The sequence below is a fragment of the Qipengyuania xiamenensis genome (assembly GCF_019711495.1).
GTDB lineage: Bacteria > Pseudomonadota > Alphaproteobacteria > Sphingomonadales > Sphingomonadaceae > Qipengyuania > Qipengyuania xiamenensis.
The window spans coordinates 1,128,543-1,145,667 of sequence record NZ_JAIGNM010000001.1; the positions used below are offsets into that span (position 1 = coordinate 1,128,543).

General features: G+C 60.1%; 11 protein-coding genes, 3 tRNA genes and 3 rRNA genes. 10 read left to right on the plus strand and 7 right to left on the minus strand.

The annotated features are described in order from the left end of the window. Window positions 1-41: 41 nt before the first annotated feature. Complete coding sequence (locus K3165_RS05675) at window positions 42-710, minus strand: OmpW/AlkL family protein (RefSeq protein ID WP_221547806.1); 669 nt, start codon at window positions 708-710, stop codon at window positions 42-44. 142 nt (window positions 711-852) lie between these two features. Between K3165_RS05675 and K3165_RS05680 the strand changes: the two genes are divergently transcribed. The 10 genes from K3165_RS05680 to hemN all read left to right on the plus strand — a co-directional run bounded on the left by K3165_RS05680 (window position 853) and on the right by hemN (window position 10,984). Further along, window positions 853-1,554 carry a helix-turn-helix domain-containing protein gene (locus K3165_RS05680; RefSeq protein WP_221547807.1) on the plus strand — a complete coding sequence of 234 codons (702 nt, stop codon included), beginning with the start codon at window positions 853-855 and terminating at the stop codon, window positions 1,552-1,554. Window positions 1,555-1,636: 82 nt separating this feature from the next. Then, complete coding sequence (gene ccoN / locus K3165_RS05685) at window positions 1,637-3,310, plus strand: cytochrome-c oxidase, cbb3-type subunit I (protein ID WP_221547808.1); 1,674 nt, start codon at window positions 1,637-1,639, stop codon at window positions 3,308-3,310. Between the two features lie 11 nt (window positions 3,311-3,321). Beyond that, complete coding sequence (gene ccoO, locus K3165_RS05690) at window positions 3,322-4,086, plus strand: cytochrome-c oxidase, cbb3-type subunit II (RefSeq protein ID WP_221547809.1); 765 nt, start codon at window positions 3,322-3,324, stop codon at window positions 4,084-4,086. Continuing rightward, window positions 4,083-4,247 carry a cbb3-type cytochrome c oxidase subunit 3 gene (locus K3165_RS05695; RefSeq protein ID WP_221547810.1) on the plus strand — a complete coding sequence of 55 codons (165 nt, stop codon included), beginning with the start codon at window positions 4,083-4,085 and terminating at the stop codon, window positions 4,245-4,247. The genes ccoO and K3165_RS05695 overlap by 4 nt, the downstream gene beginning before the upstream one ends. Further along, window positions 4,237-5,148: a cytochrome-c oxidase, cbb3-type subunit III gene (ccoP, locus tag K3165_RS05700; protein ID WP_221547811.1), complete on the plus strand. Its 912-nt coding sequence runs from the start codon at window positions 4,237-4,239 to the stop codon at window positions 5,146-5,148. The genes K3165_RS05695 and ccoP overlap by 11 nt, the downstream gene beginning before the upstream one ends. Beyond that, window positions 5,135-6,718, plus strand: coding sequence for a cytochrome c oxidase accessory protein CcoG (gene ccoG, locus K3165_RS05705; RefSeq protein ID WP_221547812.1), 1,584 nt, complete (start codon window positions 5,135-5,137; stop codon window positions 6,716-6,718). Before ccoP ends, ccoG begins: the two co-directional genes overlap by 14 nt. Then, on the plus strand, window positions 6,718-7,164 hold the full coding sequence (locus K3165_RS05710) for a FixH family protein (protein WP_221547813.1): 447 nt from the start codon (window positions 6,718-6,720) through the stop codon (window positions 7,162-7,164). The genes ccoG and K3165_RS05710 overlap by 1 nt, the downstream gene beginning before the upstream one ends. Next, window positions 7,161-9,284 (plus strand): heavy metal translocating P-type ATPase, encoded by a 2,124-nt coding sequence (locus K3165_RS05715; RefSeq protein WP_221547814.1) that lies wholly within the window; start codon window positions 7,161-7,163, stop codon window positions 9,282-9,284. Before K3165_RS05710 ends, K3165_RS05715 begins: the two co-directional genes overlap by 4 nt. Beyond that, entirely contained in the window at window positions 9,281-9,433 is a 153-nt protein-coding gene (gene ccoS, locus K3165_RS05720; protein WP_221547815.1) for a cbb3-type cytochrome oxidase assembly protein CcoS, read from the plus strand. Before K3165_RS05715 ends, ccoS begins: the two co-directional genes overlap by 4 nt. 237 nt (window positions 9,434-9,670) lie before the next feature. Next, window positions 9,671-10,984, plus strand: coding sequence for an oxygen-independent coproporphyrinogen III oxidase (gene hemN, locus K3165_RS05725; protein ID WP_221547816.1), 1,314 nt, complete (start codon window positions 9,671-9,673; stop codon window positions 10,982-10,984). Between the two features lie 167 nt (window positions 10,985-11,151). Here hemN and K3165_RS05730 read toward each other — a convergent pair. The 6 genes from K3165_RS05730 to K3165_RS05755 all read right to left on the minus strand — a co-directional run bounded on the left by K3165_RS05730 (window position 11,152) and on the right by K3165_RS05755 (window position 16,482). Further along, a tRNA-Met gene (locus K3165_RS05730) sits at window positions 11,152-11,228 on the minus strand. Window positions 11,229-11,348: 120 nt separating this feature from the next. Then, window positions 11,349-11,463: ribosomal RNA gene (gene rrf, locus K3165_RS05735) — 5S ribosomal RNA — on the minus strand. A gap of 115 nt (window positions 11,464-11,578) precedes the next feature. After that, window positions 11,579-14,370: ribosomal RNA gene (locus K3165_RS05740) — 23S ribosomal RNA — on the minus strand. A 272-nt stretch (window positions 14,371-14,642) separates the two neighbouring features. After that, window positions 14,643-14,718, minus strand: a tRNA-Ala gene (locus K3165_RS05745). Between the two features lie 15 nt (window positions 14,719-14,733). Beyond that, window positions 14,734-14,810 (minus strand) — tRNA-Ile (locus tag K3165_RS05750). Between the two features lie 183 nt (window positions 14,811-14,993). Further along, window positions 14,994-16,482: ribosomal RNA gene (locus K3165_RS05755) — 16S ribosomal RNA — on the minus strand. Together the 16S, 23S and 5S rRNA genes with 3 tRNA genes alongside form the textbook arrangement of a ribosomal RNA operon. Between the last annotated feature and the right edge of the window lie 643 nt (window positions 16,483-17,125).

The following is a 17,125-nucleotide window of genomic DNA, read 5'->3' on the forward strand; positions in this document are numbered from 1 at the left end:
CACGCGAGCTACCCTTGCCCTGAAGCAGGGGTCTCAATCGATCAGAAACGGTAGCTGACGCCAGCGCTCAGGACCCAGGGGTCGAGCTTGTGTTCGGTTTCGATGGCGAGCGTATCGCCAGCGTACCAGCGTGCGGTCGTGTCGACGAAATAGCGCTTCGCATCGAGCGTGATGCCGAAGCCGTCATCGCCGATCGCAATATCCGTGCCGGCCTGCAGCACGAGGCCCAGTTCGTCCGACAGCGTCGTGCGCGTCACGCCGAGGGGAATGGTGTCCGCACCCGGCTTCACATCGACCCACCAGAAATAGGTCGCGCCGGCCCCGATGTACGGCTTCACGCCCTCGAGATCGAAATGGTACTTTGCGGTGAAGGTCGCAGGGATGAGCTTGCCGTCCGATACCAGCTCGTCGCCGGTCAGGCCGGATACGGCATCGACATCGTGCTGGGTCATGCAGCAGATCGTCTCGATCGAGAAATTGGGCGTGAAGAAATATTCGATAGCCGCAGTTGGCGCCACATTGTCGTTGGCCTCGGTCTGTGTGCCAGCCGGCAGGCCCACGATATCGGTATTCTTCTCGGTGATCTTGCCGTCGGGAGCGACGAGCGTACCGAGCAGCTTGACCTGCAGCTTGCCGTCTTCGTCCTGCGCCTGTGCGGGAACGGCGATCATTGCGGCCCCGACGAGGCCGGCGGCGAGCAACTTCTTCATGTCCATCATCCTTCATCGCCGCAGCGGCCGCACCGCGCGGCCCAGGGTTGTTGCGGCGTGGTCACCATCTGGACCGACGGGCTGTGCGCTGCATTGATCTCGATCAAGGAAATGACGGGCCTGGAATGCGAGGGGGCGATCCATGGCTACCCAGTCCAACACATTCGAAACCTTCGCGCACAGCGTCAAGCTTGCGGAGCCGACCTCGCCCTTGCGCCAGCGCATCTGCGAGCTCGGGCGTCCCGTCCACCTGGCCGGAGGGTCTTCGCTGGAACTTGAAGATGCGGGCGCGCAACTGGTCTATCTCACCCGCGGATCGACCAAGCTGGTCGCCCATGCCTCCGAGGCGCGGGACCAGATCATCGCCTTCCACTTCACCGGCGATACCTACTGGATTCCGGCAAGCGACAATTACTCCTATTCGGTGTGCGCGCTGGGCGACTGCGAACTGCTGCTGTTCCCTGCGGACACCTTTCTCGAGATGGCGGAAACCGACCCGCACATCTTGCGCGGACTGATAGGCCAGATGACCGACGCGCTCCGCCGCTGCCGCGAGAAGGCGGTAGCGCTGGGCAGGAAGACAGCGTCGGAACGGATCGCGGTGTTCCTGCTCGGAATGGCGGAGCGTATCGGGACCGCCAAGGGCAATGCGGTCGTCCTCGACCTGCCGATGTCCCGGCGAGACATTGCCGAAAGCCTCGGCCTGACCATCGAGACCGTCAGCCGCCAGTTCACGATCCTGCGAGATGCCAAGACCATCCAAACAAGCGGCCGGTCCCTCGTGATCCTGAACGATCTCAGCCAGTTAAGAGCACAGGCAGGCTATCTGGCCGGCACTGCGTGACTACTTATCCCCTATTTGATCCAGATCAATGCGCTTGGCGCACCTGCGGATTACGCAGCGAAAAGATGGACGGAGATCCCCGATGAATGCTGAAACTGCCCTGACCCGGGTGGGCCTGTGGTTCCTGATCATGCTGGCCGCCGCAGGCGCCGCGCTCGCCGCAGCCGATAGCGGCTTTGCCGCGCACGCCTGGATAATCGCGATCCTCGGTTTCGTGATGATCTGGATGAGCGCTTCGCGTTTCGACCCGATGGGCCGCGCGCAAGGCTTCTTCAAGATGCCCGACGGCCCGTCACGCTATGATGACGATCCGATCCGTTGGGGCGTGATTGCCACCATGTTCTGGGGTCTTGCGGGCCTTCTGGCCGGTGTATTCATTGCCGCCCAGCTCGCCTTCCCGCAGCTGAACTTCGAACCCTATCTCAATTTCGGCCGGGTCCGCCCGCTGCATACCAGCGCGGTGATCTTCGCCTTCGGCGGCAATGCCCTGCTCGCAACGAGCTTCTACGTCGTGCAGCGCACCTGCCGTACGCAGCTCGCCTTCCCGACCCTCGCGCGGTTCGTGTTCTGGGGATACCAGCTCTTCATCGTTCTGGCCGCGACCGGCTACCTGCTCGGCGTCACCCAGTCGAAGGAATATGCAGAGCCCGAATGGTACGTCGACCTGTGGCTGACGATCGTGTGGGTGGCCTATTTCATCGTCTTCGTCGGCACGCTGGCGAAGCGTAAGGAACCGCACATCTACGTCGCGAACTGGTTCTACCTCGCCTTCATCGTGACCGTGGCGATGCTGCACATCGTCAACAATCTCGCCATGCCCGTCAGCCTGCTGGGAGCGAAGAGCTATTCGGCCTTCGCCGGTGTGCAGGATGCGCTGACGCAGTGGTGGTACGGCCATAACGCGGTCGGCTTCTTCCTGACCGCAGGCTTCCTGGCGATGATGTACTACTTCGTGCCGAAGCAGGCGGAGCGCCCGGTTTATTCCTACCGCCTGTCGATCATCCACTTCTGGTCGCTGATCTTCCTCTACATCTGGGCAGGTCCGCACCACCTCCACTACACGGCGCTGCCCGACTGGGCACAGACGCTGGGCATGGTCTTCTCGATCATGCTGTGGATGCCGAGCTGGGGCGGCATGATCAACGGGTTGATGACCCTCAACGGGGCATGGGACAAGGTCCGCACCGACCCGATCATTCGCATGATGGTGATGGCGCTGGCCTTCTACGGCATGAGCACCTTCGAAGGCCCGATGCTGTCGATCAAGAGCGTCAACTCGCTGTCCCACTATACCGACTGGACCATCGGCCATGTGCACTCCGGCGCGCTGGGCTGGAACGGCATGATCACCTTCGCCTGCGTCTACTTCCTCGTGCCCCGCCTGTGGAAGCGCGAGCGGATGTATTCGCTGCGCATGATCAACTGGCACTTCTGGCTCGCGACCATCGGCATCGTTTTCTACGCCGCCAGCATGTGGGTTGCCGGCATCATGCAGGGCCTCATGTGGCGCGAATACGGACCCGACGGCTACCTCGTCTGGTCGTTCGCGGACAGCGTCTCGGCCATGTTCCCGATGTACGTGACCCGCGCCGTGGGCGGCCTGCTCTACCTCTCGGGCGCGCTCATCATGAGCTACAACATCTGGATGACGCTGGCCGGCAAGCAGCGCGCGGAAGCGCCGCTCAAGGATGCCGCATACGATCCCGAAAAGGACCGTCCGATCGTTTCCCAGCCCAGCGCCGTTCCGGCCGAATAGGATCCTACGACATGACCGATCCCGTCGTCGAAGAAACCGTGAAGGGCCACAAGAGGCTCGAACGCAACATCACGCTGCTGGCCGTGGGGACATTCGTCACCGTCGCCATCGGCGGCCTCGTGCAGATCACGCCGCTGTTCTATCTCGAAAACACGATCGAGAAGGTCGACGGGGTGCGCCCCTATTCGCCTCTCGAACAGGCGGGCCGCGACATCTACATCCGCGAAGGCTGCTACGTCTGCCACAGCCAGATGGTCCGCCCGTTCCGTGATGAGGTGGAGCGTTACGGCCCCTACAGCCTCGCGGCCGAAAGCATGTACGACCACCCGTTCCAGTGGGGTTCGAAGCGGACCGGGCCGGACCTCGCCCGCGTAGGCGGACGCTATTCCGACGAATGGCACGTCCAGCACCTGGAAAATCCGCAGAGCGTCGTGCCCGAGAGCGTGATGCCGCAATACGGCTTCCTCAAGGAAACCGAGCTCGAGATCGGCGATCCCGCCGCCACGCTGACCGCGCTGCGCCGCGTCGGCGTGCCCTATAGCGACGAGGATATCGCCAAGGCGGAGACCGACATGCTCGCGCAGGCCGATCCCGACCTCGATGCGGGCGATCTGGCAGAGCGCTATCCCAAGACGCAGATCCGCGACTTCGACGGCAATCCCGACAAGCTGACCGAGATGGATGCGCTCATTGCCTATCTCCAGATGCTCGGCACGCTGGTCGATTTCGAAAGCGCGGCTCCGTACGAGGAACTGGCCGAGGAGAAAGGCCGGTGAGCTTCTACGAAACCTTGCGCCACTTTGCCGACAGCTATGCGCTGGTCGGCATGCTCACTCTCTTCGTGGGCCTCTGCGCCTGGCCTTTCCGGCCCGGTGCCAAGAAGCGCAACCACGAAGCCGCAACACTGATTTTCGAGGGGCAGGACGATGGCGAATAAGCGCGTCGACGAACCGACCGGAACCGAAACCGTCGGCCATGAATGGGACGGTATCGAAGAGCTCGATACCCCGCTGCCGCGCTGGTGGCTGTGGACCTTCTACCTGACGATCATTTTCGCGATCGGTTACGTGATTGCCTATCCGGCATGGCCGATGATCGACCGCGCGACGGCGGGCGTACTCGGCTGGTCGAGCCGCGGGGACCTGGCGGAAGACATGAGCGCAGCCGAGATGGCACGCTCCGGCGTTCGCGAACAGCTCGCCCGTGTTTCGATCGAGCGCTTGCCCGAAGACAGCGCGCTGATGCAGCAGGCCGTCGCAGGCGGTGCCGCCGCCTTTCGCGTGAATTGCGTGCAGTGCCATGGCTCGGGCGCGGCGGGCAGCCAGGAGCTCGGCTACCCCAACCTCAATGACGACGACTGGCTGTGGGGCGGCGACCTGAAGGCGATCGAGTACACTCTAGTGCACGGCATCCGTCAGGCCGGCGACGACGAAACGCGCACCAGCGTGATGCCGCCGTTCGCGGGGGCTTTCGACAGCGCACAGCTCGACGCGCTGACCGATCACGTGCTCGCATTGAGCGGCAAGGCAAATGCCAATGCGCTCGGCGCGCAGCTTTATGCCGATAATTGCGCGGCTTGCCACGGCAGCGGCGGCGAAGGCGATCGGGCACTGGGTGCGCCGACGCTCAACGATGCAATCTGGCTGCGTGGCAGCAGCCGCGAGGCGATCAAACGCCAGATCCTGCAGCCGCGCATGGGCATGATGCCCAAGTGGGAAGGCCGGCTCGATCCGGTGACGATCAAAATGCTCGCTGCTTACGTCCATTCGCTCGGGGGAGGCGAAGACTTCGTGGAGGTCGCCGAAGATCCCGAGGTAGAGGTCGATGAGCAACCCTGACGATCCGAAAGACGGCGGCGAGCGCGACTGGTCGGTCGTCGTCGAGGGCGGCAAGCCCAAGTCCAACGAACCCGTGTCGAGCGCGGTCGCCGAACCCGAAGCGGCGACCCGCCGGCACGAACCCCACGAACCGCCGCGCACCACCGTACCCGAAAAGCTCTACGAGCCGCGCAAGCAGGTGCACAACAAGCGCATCGACGGCCCGTTCCGTCGTTTCAAATGGTTCGTGATGGTCGTCACCCTGGCGATCTACTACGTCACGCCCTGGCTGCGCTGGGACCGCGGCCCCTATGCGCCCGACCAGGCAGTGCTGGTCGATCTCGCCAACCGCCGCTTCTACATGTTCGGCATCGAAATCTGGCCGCACGAATTCTATTTCGTGGCCGGTCTGCTGATCATGGCAGGGATCGGGCTGTTCCTCGTCACCAGCGCGGTCGGCCGTGCCTGGTGCGGGTATGCCTGCCCGCAAACGGTCTGGACCGACCTGTTCCAGCACGTCGACCGTTTCATTGATGGCGACCGCAATGCCCGCCTGCGCCTCGACGCCGCGCCGTGGACATGGGGCAAGGTCATGCGCCGCGCCTTCAAGTGGTCGATCTATGCCCTCATCGGCCTGGTGACCGGCGGTGCATGGATCCTCTATTTCGCCGATGCGCCCACGCTGTTCCGCGACTTCTTTGCCGGTGAGGCCGCGCCGGTCGCCTATATCACCGTCGCCGTGCTAACGCTGACCACGGTCACGCTGGGCGGTTTCATGCGCGAACAGGTGTGCATCTACATGTGTCCGTGGCCGCGCATCCAGACCGCGATGCTAGACGAAAAATCGCTGATCGTGACCTACAAGGACTGGCGCGGCGAACCGCGTGGCAGCCTGAAGAAAGCGCAGAAGAAGCCCGGCGAGTTCGGCGACTGCATCGACTGCACGCAGTGCGTGCAGGTGTGCCCGACGGGTATCGACATTCGCGAAGGGCCGCAGATCGGCTGTATCACCTGCGCCCTGTGCATCGATGCCTGCGACAGGGTGATGAAGGACATCGGTCGTCCGCGCGGGTTGATCGACTATGCCACGCTGGAGGATTGCGAGCGCGAGGCGGCTGGCGAGACACCGCGACCGGCGTGGCGCACGTTGATGCACCCGCGCAATATCGCCTACCTGCTCATCTGGGGCGGGATCGGCGGCGCGCTGCTGTTCGCGCTGGGCGTCCGCACACATACCGATCTCACCGTGGCACCCGATCGCAATCCGCCCTTCATGCTGTTGAGCGATGGTTCGGTGCGCAACTCCTATACGCTCAAGCTGCGCAATATGGAAAGCCGGCCGCGCGACATGGAGATCGCAGTCGAGGGCCTGCCCGGTGCGATCATGTGGACCGATACCATCAATCGGACAGCTGCTGCGCCGACCCAGACCGTCACCGTACCGGCTGACCAGGTCCGTACCGTACGCGCCTATGTCGCTGTTCCGGAAGGAGCGACGACGCGCGGATTTTTCTTCCGCCTTACATCGCTCGACGAACAGCGCGAGACCGACACCGTGGAAACCCGCTTCGATGCACCGGAGGACCAGTGATGCGACGTGAATTTACCGGCAAGGACATGGCCATGATCCTCGTCGCCGGCTTCGGCATAGTGATCGCGGTCAATTTCTACATGGCCTCTGTGGCCGTGGGCGGCTTTGGCGGTGTGGTGGTCGAGAATTCCTATGTGGCGAGCCAGAAGTACAACGGCTGGCTGAGCGAAGCGCGCGAGGCGGACAAGCTCGGCTATTCGGCACAGCTTGAGCGCGACGCCGACGGGCGCCTTCTCGTATCGACCCAGAGCGTTCCGCAGTCCGCCCTCCTTTCCGCAGAGCTGCGTCGCCCGCTCGGCCAGCCCGACGATCGCGCCATGACCTTCGAGCAGGTCAGCGGGGGCCGCTATGTGTCTACCGACGCACTCCCCTCGGGCCGCTGGATCGCTCGCCTGTCCATCGAGGCTGGCGAAAGCCGCTGGGTGGACGAAGTCGAAGTCCCGTGACCGCCCCCGTCACACTCGAAACGCCGGAAGGCGCGAAGCTGCTCGACAGCCGCTTCACGGTACCCGGCATGCGCTGCGCCGGTTGCATTGCGAAGATCGAGCGCGGCCTTGCCAAGATCGAGGGTGTCGATTCCGCGAGGGTGAACTTCTCGTCCAAGCGCGTAGCCGTGCGTCACACGAACAGCCTCGATGAAGAAAGCCTGGTCGAAGCCATCGCGGAGATCGGTTTCGAGGCACAGCCGGTCGCGGACAATCCGCTGGCTAAAGACGATCGCGAAGTGAAGCTGTTGCTCCGCGCGCTTGCCGTGGCGGGCTTCGGCATGATGAACATCATGCTCCTGTCGGTCAGCGTCTGGTCGGGGGCCGGAGGCGTCACACGCGAGCTGTTCCACTGGCTCTCCGCACTGATCGCCCTGCCCGTCGTCGCCTACTCGGGCCGACCGTTCTTCAGCAGCGCGGCCATGGCCCTGCGACACAGGCGCACGAACATGGACGTCCCGATCTCCATCGGCGTGCTGCTCGCAACTGGCCTTAGCGTCTACGAAACCTTTGCCGGTGGAGGCCATGCCTATTTCGACAGCGCGGTCATGCTGCTGTTCTTCCTGCTGGCCGGTCGCGCCCTTGATGCGACCATGCGCAACAAGACGCACGCAGGTATCGGCGCGCTCCTGTCGCGAATGGGCAAGAGCGCCGCCGTCCTCGACGAGGGCGGCAACCGCAAGATTGTCGCGGCTGAAGATCTGGAGCCGGGCATGCTCATGCTGGTCGCAGCTGGTGACGCCTTGGCGGCCGACGGCGAAATCGAGGAAGGCGAAACCGCGCTCGATAATTCGATGCTTACCGGCGAGAGCGCGCCGCACGCTGCGAGCGTGGGAGACACGATCTACGCAGGGGCCATAAACCTCGGCAATCCGGTTAGGGTCCGCGTGACCGCCACCGCATCCGATACGGCCATCGCGGAGATCGCCCGATTGATGGACGAGGCCGGACAGTCGCGCAGCAGCTATGTGCGGATCGCCGACCGCGCCTCGCGCCTTTACGCACCTGCCGTCCATTCGCTGGCACTGATCGCCTTTGCCGGCTGGATGATCGCTGGCGCGGGGTGGCACCAGTCCCTGGTCATCGCGATTGCGGTCCTCATCATAACCTGCCCCTGCGCGATGGGGCTGGCGGTGCCTGCAGCGCAAGTCGTGGCATCGGGCGCGCTCGCGAAGAAGGGCCTGCTGGTGAAAGACGGCAGCGCGCTGGAGCGGCTGGCGGAGATAGACGTCGCCCTGTTCGACAAGACCGGCACATTGACGCTCGGCGAACCGGTGCCGCAGGTCGATCACCTGACCGGACAACAGGCTTCGATCGCGCTCGCGCTGGCCCGGACGAGCCGGCATCCGCTCAGCAAGGGTATCACCAAGGCACTGGAACAGCGCGGCGTGCAGGCGGCCAAACTCGCCGATGTACGCGAGGAAAGCGGCCAGGGACTGACAGGGCTCTTCGACGGTAGGAAAGTGGCCCTCGCTCGACCGGAGACGGGGAGCGCGAATATCGCGACAAGCCTGATGATTGGCGACGAGCGGACAAAGATCCTCTTCGAAGATCCAATCCGGCCGGATGCGCCAGAGGCTCTCGCGATGCTTGCCGAGGGCGGTGTTTCCAGCTCGATCGTCTCCGGCGACTTCACCGAACCGGTCGAGGCTGTGGCACGGGAACTCGGCATCGACTGGAAGGCAGAACTACACCCGGAGGACAAGCTCGCGCTGCTCGATCGACTGAAGGCTTCGGGGAGCCGGCCGCTGATGGTCGGGGACGGGATCAATGACGGCCCCGCCCTTGCCGCCGCCCATGCGTCGATCGCCCCGGGTGGCGCGAGCGACGTGAGCCAGCAGGCTTCCGACGCCGTTTTTCTCGGCAGCGGGTTGATGCCGGTTGCCCTCGCCGTGCGTGTCGCTCGCAAGACGATGCAGATCGTGCGTCAGAACTTCGCTTTCGCGATAATCTACAACGTGTTCGCGGTGCCGCTGGCCCTCGCCGGGCTGGTTACGCCGCTCATCGCTGCAATCGCCATGTCGCTGAGCTCGGTAGTCGTGGTCGGGAATTCCCTCAGGCTCGCGAAGGCGGCACGATGACCGGACTGGCTTTCCTGATCCCCATTGCGCTCGGGCTGGGGCTGCTCGGCCTCGCGGCCTTCTTCTGGGCGATGCGCAAGGGGCAGTTCGAAGACCTGGACGGCGCCGCACAGCGCATTCTCATCGATGATGAGGACGACGAACAGTGAACCAAGCAGTGAGGCTGGGCCTGGCCTCCATTATTCCGCTCGCGGTTGGACCGTTGCCGGAGGCCGATGAGGTCCTCACGGCCAAGCTCTGCAATGGGGGCACGATCGAGATACCCTTGAGGAAAGAGCAGCCGTCCGACCGGCCGTGTTCGGCAAAAGCTTGCCATGCAGGGTCATGCCGGAAGCGAATTGATCTGGCTCAATGACCCAAGGCTTCGCCAGCCCCACACGGCGGGCATGTGGACATATTATCCTGACCTGCTGGCCAAGCCGGTACCGCGCTACACCAGCTATCCGACCGCAGCCGAATTCGGCGATATCGATACGGACCTCTACCGTCAGGCGCTGCAAAGTGCCGAGGGCGACATCTCGCTCTACGTCCATATCCCGTTCTGCGAGAAAATCTGCTTCTACTGCGGCTGCAATACAGCCGCAGCGGGGCGGAGGCAGCGGCTGGATTCCTATCTGGCCGCGCTCCACTCGGAGATCGAGCGTGTGTCCGGGCTGCTGCCATCTACGGCACGGGTCGGAAGGATCGCTTTCGGCGGTGGCAGTCCGAATGCGATTGCACCCGAAGACTTCGAGCGCATCGTCGACAGCCTATACGCCAACTTCTCGATTGAGGATGCGACTGTATCGATCGAGCTCGATCCCCGCACCATGACCAGCGGCTGGGCCGATGTCATCGCGCGTGTCGGCATCGAGCGAGCAAGCCTTGGCGTCCAGACATTCTCGGACAAGTGCCAGAAGGCCATCGGGAGAGTGCAGTCGGAAGATTGCATCGTCCGGACAGTCGACTGGATCCGGGATGCAGGCGTCACCTCGCTCAACTTCGATCTGATGTACGGGCTTCCCGGCCAAACCATGAGCGATCTCAAGGATAGCCTTCAACGCACGCGCGTCCTCGGAGCGGATCGTGTCGCTCTGTTCGGATATGCGCATGTGCCGCATGTCGTACCGCGTCAGCGCGCGATCGATGACAGCAATTTGCCTGACCAACGGCTGAGGTTCGAAATGGCAAAGATGGGCTACGGCTATTTCGCGACACACGGCTACAAGCCCGTCGGGTTCGATCACTTCGCCAAGGCGGGCAGCGATCCGCTGGCTCGGGCAGCCATGGAGGGGACCCTACGTCGCAACTTCCAGGGCTTCACTGATGACCGCAGCGACATCCTTATCGGTTTGGGGGCCTCCGCAATCAGCAGTTTTCCGCAGCTCCTCGCGCAGAATGCGAAGAACAGCGGTCACTATCGGATGATGTGCTCGCAAGATCAGCTGACCGCCAACCGCGGGATCGCGCGTTCGGCATCAGACCGTTATCGCGGTGCCGTGATTGAGCAATTGCTATGCAATTCTCGCGCCCGGATCGGAGCCTGCCTCATGCGCACTGCCCTTCCCAGCCTGCTGCCCTTCCTGGACCGGGGCCTGGCGACGCTCGACCGGGAATGGCTGACGATTACCCCGGATGGACTGCCTTACGCCCGGACGATCGCGGCGCTGTTCGACGAGCATCGCGCTGGCGTGATCAGGAAATTAAGTTCGGCAGTCTAGGGAGAGAAACGAAGGGGAGCAGACCGGACAAGGCGGCCCACTGCCCTCCAGTGCCTCAGGCGTTCATTAGACACCAGACCAAGGCGCTATGCTCATCCCGTCCGCTACAGACACAAAAAAAGCCCCGCTTGTAAAGCGAGGCTTGTCGAAATGATCGATTATGACGGTGGTTGCGGGGGTTGGATTTGAACCAACGACCTTCAGGTTATGAGCCTGACGAGCTACCGGACTGCTCCACCCCGCGGCACCGTGTGTTTCGCCAAGGACATTTAGCCCAGAGACGAAAAAGCCGCCGCTCGGTTCACACCGGCAGCGGCTTTTGAAACTGTGAATGGGTTTATACCACATGCCCGCCGGCTTTAATGCCTGGCGACGACCTACTCTTCCAGTGCTTGAGCACTAGTACCATCGGCGCTGTCCGGTTTCACGGCCGAGTTCGAGATGGGATCGGGTGGGTCACAGACGCTAAGGTCACCAAGCAATAGAGCTGGCGGACATGGGTTTTAAATCGATGCTTTGAGCTTTCTGGGCTTATCCGGCTTCGAAGTTTCCTCCGACCAAGACAGCACAGGGCTGTCGTTGATGGTGGGATCCTACAAGCGCGAAAAGAACTATTAGGACCGGTTAGCTACACGCATTACTGCGCTTCCACACCCGGCCTATCAACGTCGTGGTCTACGACGGTTCGAAGATACCTTATCTTAAGGGAGGCTTCCCGCTTAGATGCTTTCAGCGGTTATCCCGTCCGTACATAGCTACCCTGCGGCACCCTTGGCAGGATGACAGGTACACCAGAGGTACGTTCACCCCGGTCCTCTCGTACTAGGGGCAACTCCTTTCAAGTATCGACGCCCACGGCAGATAGGGACCAAACTGTCTCGCGACGTTCTGAACCCAGCTCACGTACCACTTTAATTGGCGAACAGCCAAACCCTTGGGACCTGCTCCAGCCCCAGGATGTGATGAGCCGACATCGAGGTGCCAAACGATTCCGTCGATATGAGCTCTTGGGAATCATCAGCCTGTTATCCCCGGCGTACCTTTTATCCGTTGAGCGATGGCCCTTCCACGAGGGACCACCGGATCACTATGACCGACTTTCGTCTCTGCTCGACTCGTCAGTCTCGCAGTCAGGCAGGCTTATGCCATTGCACTCTTGCAGACGGTTTCCAACCGTCCTGAGCCTACCATCGCGCGCCTCCGTTACTCTTTAGGAGGCGACCGCCCCAGTCAAACTACCCGCCATAGAGGGTCCCTGATCCGGATAACGGACCTAGGTTAGACATCAGAAAACAACAGGGTGGTATTTCACAGGTTGGCTCCACTCGGACTGGCGCCCAAGTTTCAAAGCCTCCCACCTATTCTACACAATTCTTTCCTAATGCCACTCTAAAGCTGCAGTAAAGGTGCACGGGGTCTTTCCGTCTAACCGCGGGTACTCCGCATCTTCACGGAGAATTCAATTTCGCTGAGCATATCCTGGAGACAGTGGGGAAGTCGTTACGCCATTCGTGCAGGTCGGAACTTACCCGACAAGGAATTTCGCTACCTTAGGACCGTTATAGTTACGGCCGCCGTTTACTCGGGCTTCAATTCGGAGCTTGCACTCCTCCTCTTAACCTTCGAGCACCGGGCAGGCGTCACACCCTATACGTCGTCTTGAAGCCGACTTAGCAGAGTGCTGTGTTTTTGCTAAACAGTCGCTACCCCCTGGCCTGTGCCCCCTGAAAAGAGTTGCCTCGATCCAGGGCCTCCTTCTTCCGAAGGTACGGAGGCAATTTGCCGAGTTCCTTCAGGATACTTCTCTCAAGCGCCTTGGTATACTCTACCTGACCACCTGTGTCGGTTTCGGGTACGGTCTATAATGAAGAGGCTATTTCCTGGAACAACTTGGCTGCCCTCTCAATCCAATAAGAGAGAACAACTTCCGCCATCCGTCACACATCTTCAGGCCCACGAATATTTACGTGGTTCCCATCGACTACCCCCTTCGGGCTCGTCTTAGGGGCCGGCTAACCCTGCGCCGATTAGCGTTGCGCAGGAACCCTTGGTCTTTCGGCGACAGGGCATCTCACCCTGTTTGTCGCTACTCATGTCAGCATTCGCACTTCCGATACGTCCAGAGTCGGTTACCCTTCTCCTTCACTCGCTTACGGAACGCTCCGCTACCGCTGCAGTAAACTGCAACCCTAAGCTTCGGTGCATATCTTTAGCCCCGTTACATCTTCGCCGCAGGAACCCTTATTTAGACCAGTGAGCTGTTACGCTTTCTTTAAAGGATGGCTGCTTCTAAGCCAACCTCCTGGTTGTTTTGGGATTCCCACATGCTTTCCCACTTAGATATGACTTGGGGACCTTAGCTGTAGGTTAGGGCTGTTTCCCTTTTGACGACGGACCTTAGCACCCGCCGTCTGTCTGCCGGATAAGACTCGATGGTATTCGGAGTTTGGTTAGGTTTGGTACCGCTCGCGCAGCCCTAGCCCATCCAGTGCTCTACCCCCATCGGCATACATCCGACGCTCTACCTCAATAGATTTCGCGGAGAACCAGCTATTTCCCGGCTTGATTGGCCTTTCACCCCTAAACACAGCTCATCCGAGAATTTTTCAACATTCACCGGTTCGGTCCTCCAGTGCGTGTTACCGCACCTTCAACCTGGCCATGCCTAGATCGCCGGGGTTCGGGTCTAATCCATCATACTCAGTCGCCCTATTCAGACTCGCTTTCGCTGCGCCTACACCTAACGGCTTAAGCTTGCATGGTAGATTAAGTCACTGACCCATTATGCAAGAGGTACGCTGTCACCCCCTATGGGGCTCCAACTGCTTGTAAGCATCCGGTTTCAGGTACTGTTTCACTCCCCTAATCGGGGTGCTTTTCACCTTTCCCTCACGGTACTGTGTTCGCTATCGGTCATGTGCGAGTATTTAGGCTTGGAGGGTGGTCCCCCCATGTTCAGACAGGATTTCACGTGTCCCGCCCTACTCGAGTCTTCTTCGATCATTTTCGCATACGGGGCTGTCACCCGCTATGGCCACTCTTTCCAAAGTGTTCTGCTAATTAACGAAGAAGCACTGGCCTGGTCCCGGTTCGCTCGCCACTACTACGGGAATCTCTGTTGATGTCTTTTCCTCCGGGTACTGAGATGTTTCAGTTCCCCGGGTTCGCTTCACCAAACCTATATATTCAGTTCGGTGATACCCTATCCACCTCTTTCCGGCCGACCCGAAGGTCGATCGAAAGGAAATGGTGAGGGTGGGTTTCCCCATTCGGAAATCGTCGGATCAAAGATTGCTCACATCTCCCCGACGCTTATCGCAGCGTGCCACGTCCTTCATCGCCTGCACATGCCAAGGCATCCACCAAATGCTCTTACCTCACGCTTGAGAATCCACACCATCAACGACAAGCCTGCATAAAAGCTGCGTTGGGATAGGTGCGGAGGAATATCTCAGCCAGATAATCATTTTGATTGATCTTGTTGTGATGCATAGCTCGCAAGATCTGCCCGAAGGCAAACCGTACAATCCATGCGCCACGGCATCGATTTAAAAACCCATTCACAATGTCAAAGAGCGGTGGTCGAAACCACCTAACCGCCAAATGCGGTATCTGTTTTCGTTTCATACAATCGGATTTGATGTCGCATCCAGTTACCTGGTGGAGCCTATCGGGATCGAACCGATGACCCCCTGCTTGCAAAGCAGGTGCTCTCCCAGCTGAGCTAAGGCCCCGTAAGACCAGGTATATGGTAGGCCCGAGTGGATTTGAACCACCGACCTCACCCTTATCAGGGGTGCGCTCTAACCAACTGAGCTACGGGCCTATGCGCCAGCGCAGGCCCTAAGGCCGCAGGCGGCAGAAGCCAGCTCAGGCTAACAGCATCTAACGAGCAAGCCCGTTAGGCTGTATCCGATTGATGAAAGGACATGAGGACGACGGCAATGTTCTTTGGAAATCACGAAGCTCTTCCAGCGGCTAGCGCCGGCGCTTTCGTGACAATCCTTAGAAAGGAGGTGATCCAGCCGCAGGTTCCCCTACGGCTACCTTGTTACGACTTCACCCCAGTCGCTGAACCCACCGTGGTTGGCTGCCTCCAGTAAACTGGTTAGCGCACCACCTTCGGGTGAATCCAACTCCCATGGTGTGACGGGCGGTGTGTACAAGGCCTGGGAACGTATTCACCGCGGCATGCTGATCCGCGATTACTAGCGATTCCGCCTTCATGCTCTCGAGTTGCAGAGAACAATCCGAACTGAGACATCTTTTGGAGATTAGCTAACCCTCGCGGGATCGCTGCTCACTGTAGATGCCATTGTAGCACGTGTGTAGCCCAGCCTGTAAGGGCCATGAGGACTTGACGTCATCCCCACCTTCCTCCGGCTTATCACCGGCAGTTTCCTTAAAGTGCCCAACTAAATGATGGCAACTAAGGACGAGGGTTGCGCTCGTTGCGGGACTTAACCCAACATCTCACGACACGAGCTGACGACAGCCATGCAGCACCTGTCACTAGGTCCCCGAAGGGAAGGAATCTGTCTCCAGAAACCGTCCTAGGATGTCAAAGGCTGGTAAGGTTCTGCGCGTTGCTTCGAATTAAACCACATGCTCCACCGCTTGTGCAGGCCCCCGTCAATTCCTTTGAGTTTTAATCTTGCGACCGTACTCCCCAGGCGGATAACTTAATGCGTTAGCTGCGCCACCCAAGCTCTATGAGCCCGGACAGCTAGTTATCATCGTTTACGGCGTGGACTACCAGGGTATCTAATCCTGTTTGCTCCCCACGCTTTCGCACCTCAGCGTCAATAACTGTCCAGTGAGTCGCCTTCGCCACTGGTGTTCTTCCGAATATCTACGAATTTCACCTCTACACTCGGAATTCCACTCACCTCTCCAGTATTCTAGCAACCTAGTTTCAAGGGCAGTTCCGGGGTTGAGCCCCGGGATTTCACCCCTGACTTGGATCGCCGCCTACGCGCGCTTTACGCCCAGTAATTCCGAACAACGCTAGCTCCCTCCGTATTACCGCGGCTGCTGGCACGGAGTTAGCCGGAGCTTATTCTCCAGGTACTGTCATTATCATCCCTGGTAAAAGAGCTTTACAACCCTAAGGCCTTCATCACTCACGCGGCATTGCTGGATCAGGCTTTCGCCCATTGTCCAATATTCCCCACTGCTGCCTCCCGTAGGAGTCTGGGCCGTGTCTCAGTCCCAGTGTGGCTGATCATCCTCTCAGACCAGCTATAGATCGTCGACTTGGTAGGCCATTACCCCACCAACTATCTAATCTAACGCGGGCCCATCTAAAGGCGATAAATCTTTGGTCCGAAGACATTATCCGGTATTAGCTCAAATTTCTCTGAGTTATTCCGAACCTAAAGGCAGGTTCCCACGCGTTACGCACCCGTGCGCCACTAACCCCGAAGGGTTCGTTCGACTTGCATGTGTTAGGCATGCCGCCAGCGTTCGTTCTGAGCCAGGATCAAACTCTCAAGTTTGTGAAACTAACCAATCAAGCACGATCCGAAGATCGCCAGCCCGATCAGCCAGAGTATCAAGGAGCCGATACCTGCACTGTCAAACGTAATGGATACGAATGAACATGCATCATCGCAACCAGACTGTGGAGCCTGGAAGGATGTGGCAATCGGCTTGAAATAACCGGTACTCGGAGCCTTGAGGTCCCCGGACCGGGCGCCGTCGCCCACATGTCCCTTCATCAAAAACTAACAATGTCAAAGAGCCGCTCAACAATGTTAGAGGGGACAGCTTTTGTTCCCCCGATTGATACCGGGGGGACCGGCTGTCTCTCTATGTTGGCGACCGTTGCGGTGGGCGGTGGAAGCCGCCAGCGCCGCGTCGGTGAGGGCCATCTAGGGGTGATGTTGGATTCGGTCAACACACTTTTCGAAAGTTTTTTGAACTTTTTTCGAAAACCGCAGAATTCCGCCGTTTCACCGCCATTTTTCGGTCACCCCTAGATGGTGCCATCTCGGACCGTTTCAAGCCTCGGGCGGCAAAACAGGCATCTGAGGCCTCGGAAACGCCGATTCAGCCCCCTCGTGACTCGAAAAAAAAGATGAATCGCGGGTCGGGCGGGTCGCGATTCACCCCGATTCACCGATTCAGGGCCGAATCCGA